Origin of the sequence: Clostridium sp. 19966 (genome assembly GCF_032335695.1) — a bacterium.
In the GTDB taxonomy this organism is placed as follows: domain Bacteria; phylum Bacillota; class Clostridia; order Clostridiales; family Clostridiaceae; genus JACTOJ01.
Window position 1 is genome coordinate 173,704 of record NZ_JACTOJ010000010.1, and the last position, 12,394, is coordinate 186,097.

A 12,394-nucleotide genomic window follows, 5' to 3' on the forward strand; every position below is an offset into this window, starting at 1 on the left:
AAAATAAACAGGGTGATAATATAGTGATAAAGTATTTACTGGATTTTCAATCCTTTCTTCAGTGGGTATATGTTTTATTTTTTTTATCAATATCAGTATATTGGTTAATAAGAGGGCGAACAAAAAATAAAAAATAAATATTTTTGCAATAATAGGGAGTTCACAGTATGTTTTTAAAAAAAATTAAAGATCCTATTCTGTTTCAGGGAAATTTAAATAAAAATAATTATTTTGAAGGATGGTATTATAAGCAAATTTCAAAGGATGAAAGTAAAATTTTGATTCTTATACCAGGCATAAGCCTATTTAAAAATGATCCGCATAGCTTTTTACAATATTTATTTGTAAACAGGGATATAGATGGAAAATTCGAAATGTATAATGGATATGTGAGATATCCTGCTCAAGACTTCAAATATAAAAATAATCCTTTCATAATTAATATAGGAGACAACAGCTTTTCAAAATCTGAAATTAATTTAAATTTATGTAATGATAAAATAAATATAAATGGAAATATAAAATTGCATAGTTTTGAGGAAATAAAAAAATCAATTTTGACACCCAACATAATGGGATGCTTTGCATATATACCCAATATGGAATGTTATCATGGAATAATGAGCATGAATCACAAAATTGATGGCCAATTAAAAATAAACGAGCATGTAGTAAATTTTAATGATGGAAAGGGCTATATAGAAAAGGATTGGGGGACTTCATTTCCAAAAGAATATATATGGGTACAGTGCAATAGCTTTGAAAATGCTAATACCAGTTTGTTTTTATCTATAGCTCATATACCATTTATGAAAAAAGCTTTTAAAGGATACATATGCAATTTGGTATTAGACCATAAAGAGTATAGATTTGCTACATATAACAAAAGTAAAATAAAAATTAAGAAAGTGAATCATAAAGAAATAGAGGTGCTAATTGAAAATAATAAAGCTATCCTAAGGATTGAAACTTCTATAAAAGAAGCTTGTGATTTTATTGCACCACAAAATGGAAACATGAAGGGTATAGTTAAGGAAGGTATTTTAGGGAATATAAAAATATGTTTATATGATAAAAGAAAGCATGACACTTATTTGGATGAAAGTAATCTTTCAAGCATAGAAATAATGAACTTTTAATGTTTTTATATTTGAATAATAATAGATAAAATTGTCAATAATGTCACTGAGGAGTGATATTATGAAGATAAAAAAATTGAAATATACGATAATTTATAGTTTGGCGGCTATATCAATATTTATCGCTAGCTTCTATATTACAAATAATATTTTAACAAGTAATTCAAAAACATCTGATAGAAATAAAATTAGTGACAGCAAAGTGGTGAACACTAGCCAAGTAGAAAAAATATTTTCTGATTCTACCAGTGTGACTTTAAATATAATGAATAGTAATGTGCTTGTGGAGAGTAAAAAAATTCAATTAAAAGAAGTAGCCAGTGATGTAGATGGAAAACTAAGCATTTCAAATGTGAAAAAGTATTTTACAAAACAAGGCTTCACATTTGTAAATGAAGATGAAAATGGATTAACATTTTTAAAAAATAGCATGTACGTACCTAATAAATATTACTTAGGGGTAACGCCGAAAGGATTTGTAGCAATATTTAAATGCAGTTCAGAAGGAAAGCTTTATATTGAAGATATGAATAGTGACGTAACTGATATGAATAAATTAATACTACCTACCAAGGTAAGAATGGACTTGGAAAAGTACGCTTATGTGTTTGATACAAAAGAAGAGGCACAAAACAATTTAATGTCCCTAAGTTCTTAAAAGTGCTACGCAAAATAAATAAAATTACCTTCAGTTCGAGAGGCTATGTTAAAATATTGATGTATGCTATATAAAATCATGATGACTTCCATAGAATGATTTTAAAATATCAATATTTGTGAAACATAGCTTATTTTATAATTACTAAAATAGTGATTTTTTAATTTTCTAGATGATTAAATAACCTGCATATCTTTCATTTAGTGAATTTCTTTTTCCTTGAATTATTTTTTTAGTGATGGTAAAGTATATTTTAGACATTGTTTGTCTATTTATTTCCTAGGAGTGATGGTAATATGTATGATTATATAAAAGGGAAGTATGCAGGATTTTACAAGGATTATGTTACTATAGAAAATAATGGCATAGGATATAAGATATATGTACCTGGCAGCACCCTTACGATGCTTCCTAAAATTGATGAAGAAATACTTTTATACATACATCAGATAGTAAGGGAAGACTTTATTGGTCTGTATGGATTTATAAGCAGAGAAGAATTAGAAATGTTTCTTCAGCTAGTAAATATAAATGGAGTTGGCGCAAAGGCAGCTTTATCCATATTATCTATAATGGATGTAGAAAAACTTAAGTATGCTATAAGCAGTAATGATGAAAAACTTATAACTAGAGCTCCTGGAGTAGGTAAAAAATTAGCTCAGAGAATAATATTAGAACTTAAAGATAAGCTTAAAATTACTGCAAAAAATACTAATTCATCAGGAGTAGAAGATATTTTTGTTGAAAATAATTCAATCTATTCTGAGGCTTTAGAAGCACTTCTTACATTGGGATATACAGAAAGAGAGTGCGAGAATGTACTAAATAATATTAATTTAAATAATACACTAGAGTCAGTGATTAAAAGTGCATTAAGGCAACTTATGAGTTAAAAGAGGGTTTGTTATGATGGATGAAAGATTAGTATCAGCAGTAAGTTCAATTAATGACAGCAATATTGAATATAGCCTAAGACCACAAAGTTTGAATGAGTACATAGGACAAAAGAAAGTTAAAGAAAAACTTAAGGTATTTATAAAAGCTGCTCAGAACAGAAATGAAGCTCTGGATCATGTATTGCTATATGGACCACCTGGTCTTGGAAAGACTACTTTGGCAAATATAATAGCAAATGAAATGGGTGGAAATCTAAAAATAACTTCTGGCCCGGCTATTGAAAGAGCTGGAGATTTAGCAGCTATATTAACTACCTTGAGCAATAACGACGTGTTATTTATAGACGAAATTCATAGGCTAAACAGAAGTGTTGAGGAAATTTTATATCCTGCTATGGAAGATTATGCTCTCGATATAGTTATAGGTAAGGGAGCTTCTGCTAAGTCCATAAGGCTTGACCTACCTAGATTTACACTAATTGGTGCAACCACAAGAGTTGGCATGCTTACTTCTCCATTGAGAGACAGATTCGGAGTGCTGTGCTCCATGGAATTTTATGAAACTGAGGAGCTAAAAGAAATAGTGGTAAGGTCCGCAGCTATTTTAGGATGTACCATGGAAGATGATGCTGCCTTTGAAGTTGCGAAGAGGTCAAGAGGAACTCCAAGAATAGCTATAAGACTTATGAAAAGAGTAAGGGACTACTCAGAAGTTAAAGGAGAAGAAACCGTTACTTTAGACTCTGCTAAAAAAGCTTTAGAACTATTAGAAGTGGATTCTGAAGGATTTGATAGAATTGATAACAAGATTCTTCAAGCAATAATTGATAATTTTTCCGGAGGACCTGTAGGAATAGAAACTTTATCCTATTTCATTGGCGAGGAACTTGATACAATAGAAGATGTGTACGAACCTTATCTTTTGCAAAAAGGGTTCATACTAAGAACTCCTAGAGGGAGAATGGCTACGGATAAGTCTTATAACCATTTAAACAGAAAAAAAAATCAAGATATTGAACAATTTACAATGTTTGATGAAGAATAAAAAGAGGTGCATTATATTGAAAGTAAGTGATTTTGATTTTTATTTACCAGAGGAGCTTATAGCTCAACATCCTATTGAAAATAGAGATGAATCTAGATTGATGGTACTTGATAAAAAAACTGGTGATATAAAACTTGAAATATTCAAGAATATTATAGAATATCTAAATGAGGGAGACTGCTTGGTACTTAATGATACAAGAGTTATTCCAGCAAGGCTAATTGGCGAGAAGAAAGATTCAGGTGGAAAGATTGAATTTTTATTACTTAAAAGATTAGCTAATAATCGTTGGGAAACTTTAGTGAAGCCTGGGAAAAAGGCGAAAATTGGAACTGAGTTTTTATTTGGGGACGGTATTTTAAAAGCAACTGTAGTAGACATAGTTGAAGAAGGAAATAGAATTGTAGAATTTGAATATGAGGGAATATTTGAAGAAATCTTGGATAAATTAGGCCAGATGCCTTTGCCACCATATATTAAGGAAACTCTTGAGGATAAAGAAAGATATCAGACTGTTTATTCGAGAGAAACTGGGTCTGCGGCTGCTCCTACTGCAGGACTTCACTTCACTAAAGAGCTATTAAAAAGAATCGAAGAAAAGGGAATCAAGATAGCCTATCTAACGCTTCATGTGGGTCTTGGGACCTTTAGACCTGTGAAAGTAGAAATCATTGAAGAGCATAAAATGCATTCAGAATTTTATGTGCTTAATGAGGAAAATGCTGAAATTATTAACGCAGCAAAAAGATCTGGAAATAGAGTAGTAGCTGTAGGAACCACATCTTGCAGAACTTTAGAAACAATAGGTGATGGAAGCGGCTATGTAAATGCTAAGAGTGGATGGACAGATATATTTATATATCCTGGTTACAAGTTTAAAATAGTAGATACCATGATTACTAATTTTCATCTTCCTCAATCGACTTTAATAATGTTAGTAAGTTCCATAGCCGGAAAAGAAAATATTATGAATGCTTATAATAGAGCCGTAGAAGAGAAGTTTAGATTTTTTAGCTTTGGGGATGCTATGTTTATTAAATAAGAAAAAATAGTGCAACTAAGGATGTGTTACATATGTTTAAAGTTTTAAAAAAAGAAGGTAATGCTAAAAGAGGAGTGTTTACAACTGTTCATGGAGAAATTCAAACTCCAGTATTTATGAATGTAGGAACATTGGCTGCCATAAAAGGAGCTGTTTCCTCTATGGATTTAAGAGAGATAGGCTGTCAGGTTGAACTTTCTAATACTTATCATCTCCACTTAAGACCAGGAGATGAGACAGTTTACAAGCTTGGGGGACTGCATAAATTTATGAATTGGGATAGGCCTATACTTACTGATTCAGGTGGATTTCAAGTGTTTTCTTTAGCTGGTATAAGAAAAATCCAAGAAGAGGGAGTATATTTTAATTCACATATAGATGGAAAAAGAATATTCATGGGACCAGAAGAGAGCATGAGGATACAAAGCCATTTAGCTTCTACTATAGCTATGGCTTTTGATGAATGTATTCCTAATCCTTCTCCAAAGGAATATGTTAAAAAATCTGTAGAAAGAACCACTAGATGGCTTTATAGATGCATGGAAGAAATGAAAAAGCTTAATGCTATGGAAGATACCATAAATAAGCATCAAATGCTTTTTGGAATAAATCAAGGCGGAGTATATGACGATATAAGAATCGAACATGCAAAAGAAATTTCAAAGCTTAATTTGGATGGATATGCTATTGGTGGATTGGCAGTTGGAGAAACTCATGAAGAAATGTATAGAATTATTGAAAGCGTAGTTCCTCATCTTCCAGAAGATAAACCTATTTACCTTATGGGAGTTGGTACACCACTTAACATATTAGAAGCAGTTGAGAGAGGCATAGACTTCTTCGATTGTGTGCTTCCAGCTAGAAATGGAAGGCATGGACATGTATTTACAAGGCAAGGAAAAATAAATATGATGAATGCAAAATATGAATTAGATAATGGTCCTGTCGATAAGGAATGTAATTGTCCTACTTGTAAAAATTATACTAGGGCTTATATAAGACATCTTTTCAAAGCAAAAGAGATGCTTGCGATGAGACTGTGTGTTATTCACAATCTATATTTTTACAATAAATTGATGGAAGATATAAGAAATGCATTGGATAATAACGATTTTTCTAATTTTAAAAATAAATTTATTGAAGAATTTAACAGAAACGTATAAAATCATATTGAGTACATAATATTTTAATTATTACAGGAGGAATTAATATGTCCGGAGATGTTTTTAAAGGAATAGTTATACCATTTATAATTATGATAGCATTGTTTTATCTAATGGTATTCTTGCCTGAAAGCAGAAGAAGAAAAAAATACAACACTATGCTATCTAGTGTGGCATCAAATGATGAAGTCCTTACTAAGGGCGGAATAATAGGAAAAGTGGTTAATGTTCAGGATGATTACATAATTATTCAAACAGGACCAGATAGAAGCAGATTAAAAGTTTCTAAAAATGGCATTGCAGAAATATTAAATAGTAAAAGTGAGGAAAGTAAGTAATATTATGTAATAAAACACCTCTTTTTTACATAGATAATAACTGTATAGAAGCAAATTTTTTATACATTGTCTTTTTACTGATAATGTTAAAAAGTATTATGCTTTTTATGTAGATGGGAGGTGTTTTGTAAATGGAAGGAAAAAAAGTAGCAGCTAGAGTAACTAATGGAGTGCTAAGAGCTTCAATGTTTACTGTAATAATGATAATAATCTTGGCGGTAATAATGAATTTTACAGATGTAGGCAATTCGTTTTTATCCGTATATTTTGTCATAGTTACATGTATTAGTGTACTTTATGGAGCCATTTATGCAGCGAGAAAAAATAATAAAAACGGATGGCTTATAGGTATACTAGTGGCTTTTTTTTACATGATGGTATTGTACATAATTTCTGCGGTCATGTTTAATGAGCCATCTATAGAAAGTAAAGATATCATGAGGTTTGTAATAGCTTTAATGGTTGGTGCTTTATCTGGAATGCTGGGAATAAATATATAGAAATGCTTTATTTAGCTATATTATTATGCTATAATAAATATTACCAAAAGTAATTAATGGAGGTTATTCACATGAAACATATTAGAACAATCAATAAAGCAAACTTAAAGGATAGCTTGGCTAAGCCTGGATGCAAGGAATGTGCAAATTCATGTCAATCAGCATGTAAGACTTCTTGCACAGTAGCAAATTTAGCTTGTGAAAACTAGCATCATATTAAAGCAGTAACTCATGTTACTGCTTTAAATTTGAATGTAGAATGTTAAGAAAACATTTTTATAATAAATCGTAGTATTAATTTTAGGAGGAAAATAAATTGGCACTTATTCATAAATTTAAAGCGCTAGATGATTATTATGCAGTAGATGTAAATTCTGGATGTGTCCATGTAGTGGACAAGTTAGTGTATGATGTATTAATAGATGAAGATAATAGACCAGACAACAAAGAAATTATTGATAAATTAAAAGGACAATATGATGAAAAGGATATATTAGAGGCTCTAGAGGATATAGATGAATTAATAAGCGAGGAAATGCTTTATTCTAGTGATAAATATGAGCAGGTGGCAGTTAGAGATAATTCAAAATCATTTATAAAAGCACTATGCTTGAACATAGCTCATGACTGCAATTTAAAGTGTAAATATTGTTTCGCAGATGAAGGGGAATACAAAGGACATAGAATGCTTATGACTCCAGAAATAGGAAAGAAAGCTATAGATTTTGTTATAAAAAATTCTGGACCTAGAAAGAATATAGAAGTTGATTTGTTTGGCGGAGAACCTCTTCTTTGCTTTGAAACTATAAAACAAATAGTAGAGTATGCCAAGGAGCAAGAAGTAATCAATAAAAAGAATATAAGATTTACAATGACCACAAATGCAACTTTGCTTAACGAAGAAATAATGGAATATTTGGACAAAAACATGGGAAATATAGTATTATCCATAGATGGAAGAAAAGAAGTCAATGACAAGGTAAGAGTAAGATATGATGGAAGCGGTTCCCATGATGCTATTTTGAAAAATATAAAATCAATGGTGGAAAGGAGAGATCCATCAAAACAATATTATGCCAGAGGTACCTTTACTAGAAATAATACTGATTTTTACAATGATGTAATTTATTTAGCTAATGAAGGCTTTAAAGAAATCTCCATAGAGCCTGTGGTACTTCAGCCGAATGATCCATTGTCATTAAGAGAGGAAGATCTTCCTCAAATATTTGATTCCTATGACAAGCTGTTGGAAGAAATGACAGATAGAATCGGAACAGATAAAGACTTTAAGTTCTATCATTTTAATATTGATTTAAACGGCGGCCCATGTGTTTATAAAAGAATAAGTGGCTGCGGAGCTGGACATGAATATGTGGCTATAACTCCAGAAGGAGATATTTACCCATGTCATCAATTTGTAGGTAATGAAGAATTTAAAATTGGAACTATATTTGATGGCATTTCTAAAGAAGATATGATAGAAGATTTTAAAAAAGCTCACATTTACAATAAACCAAAATGTAAAAACTGTTGGGCTAGATTTTATTGCAGCGGAGGTTGCCAGGCTAATAATTTTAATTTCAACGGAGATATACATGTACCATATGAATTAGGATGCGAAATTACTAAAAAGCGATTAGAATGCGCTATTGCATTAAGATGCAGTAAACAAGAAAAAAATATATAATTTTCCTTAAGTTGACTATTACTGTTTCAAGTAATATAATAAATTCTATGAATTCATACAGAGGGGGAGAAAGATGAAAGCAAGAGCAAAAGCAAGAAAATCAAGCAAACTTAAGCACGGAATTATCTTTCTGTTATGTGTTGTAATAATATTTATATCTTCATATATCGGAATTAAAGGCTTAGATATCTTTGGATACCGTGTGCAATCCTTTGGAGAAGTAATTAAGAAAGGGTTGGACCTGCAAGGCGGAGTGAGTATAGTGGAGCAGGTAGTATCAGGTAATAAGGACGCAAAAACCCTTGAAACTACTAAAGAAGTATTAGGATTAAGAGTAAACCCTAATGGAGTAAGTGAAACAACTTTAACAATTGAAGGCAATGACAAAATAAGAATAGATATTCCAGGAAAGGATGATGCAAGTTCCATAATTGACACTGTTAGCAAGCCAGGAAAGCTTACCTTTAAGGATTCAAGTGGAAATGTAGTTTTGACAGGATCGGATGTTAAGAGTGCTAGTGTTGGTTATGATCAGAATACATCATCTCCTGTAGTAAACCTAGAATTAAATGATGCTGGTACTAAAAAATTTGCAGATGCTACTAAAAATAACATAGGTAAAGCTATATCCATATATATGGATGATACAGAGGTATCTAGTCCTACAGTTAACGATGCTATTACCAATGGCAAGGCTATTATTTCAAATCTTCAGAGCTCTGAAGAAGCCAGTAAAATAGCTAATTATATACAATCAGGAGCTTTGCCAGTTACGCTTAAAAATGTGGAAACAAAGACAGTTGGACCAACTATTGGAGCTGTGGCTATACCATTAAGCTTAAAAGCGGCTGCAGTTGGAATAGCAATAGTATTTTTGTTCATGTTTATATACTATAGAGTTCCTGGTATTTTAGCAGATTTAGCTTTGATAATATTCATACTTCTTACGTTGCTGTCTTTTGTTATTGTAGACGTAACCTTGTCGCTTCCAGGTATAGCTGGACTACTTTTAACAATAGGTATTGCAGTAGATGGAAATGTACTTATATTTGAAAGAATTAAGGAAGAATTGAGAAACGGAAAATCCATAAGATCATCAATAGATGCTGGATTTCATAGAGCACTTCCTTCTATAGTTGACTCTAATACTACAACAATAATATCAGGTGTTGTACTTAGTATACTTGGTTCTGGATCAGTTAAAGGCTTTGCAATAACTTTAATAATCGGTACACTATTTAGTATGTTTACTTCCCTAGTTGTAACAAAGTTTTTAGTGAGATTAGCTTTTAATGTAGGATTTTTGAATAAACCAGGTTACTTTGGTGTGAAGAGGGGGTAGGAATGTATGCTTAAAATAATTGAAAAGAGCAAAATTTGGTTTGGTATATCACTAGCGATAATAATATTCGGAATGATTTATTTGGGTGTACATAAGCTTAACTTGGGTATAGATTTTACAGGTGGGTCTACGATAACTATAGATATGGGTAAGAAGTTTAATAAAGAAGATGTTGAACCTACTATTCAAAAGTATGCCCCAGATGAAATATCTAATGTGGTAAATACAACACAACTAGAGATTGATTCTAACAAGTTGACTCAGGATAAAGTTACTAATATGGTTAAAGAACTTAAGGATAAATATAAATTGCCGGATAAAGCTATAGTAAATCAGAGTACTATAAGTAGTTCTATAGGTACTGAACTTAAAGTTAAAGCTATAGAAGCTCTAGCAGTGGCTACTATAATAATATTAGGCTACATAGCATTTAGATTTAAAGATTGGAGATTTGGAATAGCTGCTGTAATTGCTTTGATTCACGATGTGCTTATTACTCTTTCGGTTTATGCCATATTCCAAGTACCTGTAAATTCTCCATTTATCGCAGCAATGTTAACAATAACAGGTTACTCAATCTGTGATACTGTAGTAATATTTGACAGGATAAGAGAGAACCAAAGGACATTTAGAGGAAAAGAGATTATTGATATAGCAGATATAAGCATTACTCAAAGTATAACAAGATCTATGAATACAGTTTTTACAGTTTTAACTATGTTAAGTGCTGTTTACTTTATCGTAGATGTGCCTACAATAAAAGAATTTACATTCCCGCTAATTATAGGAATATTCTCAGGTGCATATTCTTCTATATGTATAGCGAGTCCATTGTGGGTTTTATTTAAGAGAGTAAAAAAGAAAAAAACTGCAAAACTTGCATAAATAAAAAGCGGGAAACCGCTTTTTATTATTTTGTGCAATTGTCGATTAAGTAGGTGTATAATAAAATTTATAAAAAATTTGTCAAAGTCTACTTTTTAAATTATAATAGATATGTTCTAAAATAATTGGAGGGTTAACTATGGCAAAATTTGTAGAGGCTTTTAATCAGCCAGGCTTTTTAACAAATTACAATCCATTTTTTTTAAAGGATATGAGTAAGGCCATGGAAAGAGCGGTAAAAGCTATAAATAATAGAGAAAAGATAGTTCTCTATGGTGCCTGCGATGCAGATGCTATATGTGGTGTTTCGTTATTACTTTTATTATTTAAATATTTAAATGCAGATGTTGAATATTATATTCATGATAGTATTTCAAAAAGTTTAAGTACGGATGCAATAAGAAATCATATTAGTTTTCTTGGTGCAAAATTGATTATAACTGTAGGATGCAGTATTGAATCAGAACTTCAAGCAAGTTTATGCAAAGAAATGAGTATGGATGTGCTTGTTTTAGATAATTGTGAAGAAGGATTGAGCTTTGGTGCTATATGCGTTAACCCTAAACAGAAAGAATGTCTATATAAATTTAAGTTTCTTTCTTATAGTGGTGTCGCTTATAAATTAGCTCAAGCACTTTCTATGTATTATGATATGAAAGGTGTTATAAAGTACACGGATTTAGTTTCTATTGGAACTATAGCCTCAGAGCTTCCTTTAGAGTATGAAAATGAAATTCTTGCATATGAAGGACTAGAGCATATATCTAAATCTAAAAATAGAGGAGTTAAGGCATTAATTAAAGTAAATGGAATTGAAAATATAACTTTGGAAAGCTTAAAAAAGATGGCTGCATGCATAAAACCAACTATGAATGTTGTAGGAAAAATGGATAATGCTAGAATAGCTGTCGAGTTATTTACTACTAGTGATGGTTATAGAGCTAGTCAAATCGCAAAGTATCTAAGCAAAGAGGTAAATAATTACATAAATGATGCTATATAATTATTGATTAAGTTTGCCATAAATTATATAATTAAGCTATGCCATAGGGCACATAACAACATTAATATAATGATTCTGTTAATGAATTTTTTGGAGGAGTAATGATGGGGATAAAGGATAAGATTAGAATAATTGATGGATTTCCTAAGGAAGGTATTAGTTTTAAGGATGTAACTACTTTAATACAAGATGGTGAAGGACTTAGGGAAAGTGTAGATGAAATAGTTAAAAACTTAAAAGATAAAAACATAGATTTAATAGTTGGCCCAGAAGCTAGAGGATTTATATTTGGAGTGCCTGTTGCCTATGCGCTAGGAGTCGGATTTGTTCCTGTAAGAAAAAAAGGAAAACTTCCATATGAAACTATTCAGATTCAATATGATTTGGAATATGGCAGCGATATTTTAGAAATTCATAAAGATGCTATAAAGCCTGGAGCTAAGGTTGCAATAGTAGATGACCTTCTTGCTACTGGAGGAACTATAGGAGCTGTGGCTAAGCTTGTAGAAATGGTTGGAGGAGAAGTAGTCTCCTTGAATTTTGTGATAGAACTTACAGATTTAAAAGGTGGAGAAAAGCTAGAAAAGTATAAAGTCAATTCTTTAGTAAAGTATGATGTATAATTTTAAATTTTGTAAAAATATGCCGTAGTATATTAAAACAATTATTAGAATATTATATAATTATATATAAAAA

Annotated in this window: 14 protein-coding genes; all 14 read left to right on the forward strand. The window is 31.1% G+C overall.

All coding sequences use genetic code 11. The features are described from left to right. The first annotated feature begins 167 nt into the window (after nt 1-167). Entirely contained in the window at nt 168-1,139 is a 972-nt protein-coding gene (locus IAI10_RS12460) for a tocopherol cyclase family protein (RefSeq protein ID WP_315673599.1), read from the forward strand. 61 nt (nt 1,140-1,200) lie between these two features. Further along, a complete protein-coding gene (locus tag IAI10_RS12465) occupies nt 1,201-1,797 on the forward strand; it encodes a hypothetical protein (protein WP_315673600.1) in 597 nt (198 codons plus the stop codon). A 296-nt stretch (nt 1,798-2,093) separates the two neighbouring features. After that, entirely contained in the window at nt 2,094-2,690 is a 597-nt protein-coding gene (gene ruvA / locus IAI10_RS12470; protein WP_315673601.1) for a Holliday junction branch migration protein RuvA, read from the forward strand. 16 nt (nt 2,691-2,706) lie between these two features. Then, a complete protein-coding gene (gene ruvB, locus IAI10_RS12475; protein ID WP_315673615.1) occupies nt 2,707-3,738 on the forward strand; it encodes a Holliday junction branch migration DNA helicase RuvB in 1,032 nt (343 codons plus the stop codon). Between the two features lie 16 nt (nt 3,739-3,754). Further along, a complete protein-coding gene (gene queA / locus IAI10_RS12480; protein WP_315673602.1) occupies nt 3,755-4,780 on the forward strand; it encodes a tRNA preQ1(34) S-adenosylmethionine ribosyltransferase-isomerase QueA in 1,026 nt (341 codons plus the stop codon). A 32-nt stretch (nt 4,781-4,812) separates the two neighbouring features. Further along, nucleotides 4,813-5,943, forward strand: a complete 1,131-nt coding sequence (gene tgt / locus IAI10_RS12485) for a tRNA guanosine(34) transglycosylase Tgt (RefSeq protein WP_315673603.1) — start codon at nt 4,813-4,815, stop codon at nt 5,941-5,943. Between the two features lie 47 nt (nt 5,944-5,990). After that, the gene (gene yajC, locus IAI10_RS12490; protein WP_315673604.1) at nt 5,991-6,281 is read left to right on the forward strand and encodes a preprotein translocase subunit YajC; all 291 of its coding nucleotides are present in this window, start codon (nt 5,991-5,993) and stop codon (nt 6,279-6,281) included. Between the two features lie 131 nt (nt 6,282-6,412). Beyond that, a complete protein-coding gene (locus IAI10_RS12495) occupies nt 6,413-6,781 on the forward strand; it encodes a TIGR04086 family membrane protein (RefSeq protein WP_315673605.1) in 369 nt (122 codons plus the stop codon). 71 nt (nt 6,782-6,852) lie between these two features. Beyond that, nucleotides 6,853-6,990, forward strand: coding sequence for a six-cysteine ranthipeptide SCIFF (gene scfA, locus IAI10_RS12500; protein WP_315673606.1), 138 nt, complete (start codon nt 6,853-6,855; stop codon nt 6,988-6,990). 107 nt (nt 6,991-7,097) lie between these two features. Continuing rightward, nucleotides 7,098-8,468, forward strand: coding sequence for a thioether cross-link-forming SCIFF peptide maturase (gene scfB, locus IAI10_RS12505; RefSeq protein ID WP_315673607.1), 1,371 nt, complete (start codon nt 7,098-7,100; stop codon nt 8,466-8,468). A gap of 73 nt (nt 8,469-8,541) precedes the next feature. Then, on the forward strand, nt 8,542-9,810 hold the full coding sequence (gene secD, locus IAI10_RS12510; protein WP_315673608.1) for a protein translocase subunit SecD: 1,269 nt from the start codon (nt 8,542-8,544) through the stop codon (nt 9,808-9,810). Nucleotides 9,811-9,816: 6 nt separating this feature from the next. Next, nucleotides 9,817-10,695, forward strand: coding sequence for a protein translocase subunit SecF (gene secF, locus IAI10_RS12515; protein ID WP_315673609.1), 879 nt, complete (start codon nt 9,817-9,819; stop codon nt 10,693-10,695). A gap of 139 nt (nt 10,696-10,834) precedes the next feature. Then, complete coding sequence (locus IAI10_RS12520) at nt 10,835-11,698, forward strand: DHH family phosphoesterase (RefSeq protein WP_315673610.1); 864 nt, start codon at nt 10,835-10,837, stop codon at nt 11,696-11,698. 104 nt (nt 11,699-11,802) lie between these two features. Continuing rightward, the gene (locus tag IAI10_RS12525) at nt 11,803-12,321 is read left to right on the forward strand and encodes an adenine phosphoribosyltransferase (RefSeq protein ID WP_315673611.1); all 519 of its coding nucleotides are present in this window, start codon (nt 11,803-11,805) and stop codon (nt 12,319-12,321) included. Nucleotides 12,322-12,394 lie beyond the last annotated feature (73 nt).

Excerpts from the sequence above, each read along its gene's own strand:
- ruvA (WP_315673601.1), top strand. The coding sequence starts at position 2,094 with ATGTATGATTATATAAAAGGGAAGTATGCAGGATTTTACAAGGATTAT.
- IAI10_RS12495 (WP_315673605.1), top strand. The coding sequence starts at position 6,413 with ATGGAAGGAAAAAAAGTAGCAGCTAGAGTAACTAATGGAGTGCTAAGA.
- tgt (WP_315673603.1), top strand. The coding sequence starts at position 4,813 with ATGTTTAAAGTTTTAAAAAAAGAAGGTAATGCTAAAAGAGGAGTGTTT.
- IAI10_RS12460 (WP_315673599.1), top strand. The coding sequence starts at position 168 with ATGTTTTTAAAAAAAATTAAAGATCCTATTCTGTTTCAGGGAAATTTA.
- ruvB (WP_315673615.1), top strand. The coding sequence starts at position 2,707 with ATGGATGAAAGATTAGTATCAGCAGTAAGTTCAATTAATGACAGCAAT.
- yajC (WP_315673604.1), top strand. The coding sequence starts at position 5,991 with ATGTCCGGAGATGTTTTTAAAGGAATAGTTATACCATTTATAATTATG.
- IAI10_RS12465 (WP_315673600.1), top strand. The coding sequence starts at position 1,201 with ATGAAGATAAAAAAATTGAAATATACGATAATTTATAGTTTGGCGGCT.
- IAI10_RS12525 (WP_315673611.1), top strand. The coding sequence starts at position 11,803 with ATGGGGATAAAGGATAAGATTAGAATAATTGATGGATTTCCTAAGGAA.
- IAI10_RS12520 (WP_315673610.1), top strand. The coding sequence starts at position 10,835 with ATGGCAAAATTTGTAGAGGCTTTTAATCAGCCAGGCTTTTTAACAAAT.
- secF (WP_315673609.1), top strand. The coding sequence starts at position 9,817 with ATGCTTAAAATAATTGAAAAGAGCAAAATTTGGTTTGGTATATCACTA.
- scfA (WP_315673606.1), top strand. The coding sequence starts at position 6,853 with ATGAAACATATTAGAACAATCAATAAAGCAAACTTAAAGGATAGCTTG.
- secD (WP_315673608.1), top strand. The coding sequence starts at position 8,542 with ATGAAAGCAAGAGCAAAAGCAAGAAAATCAAGCAAACTTAAGCACGGA.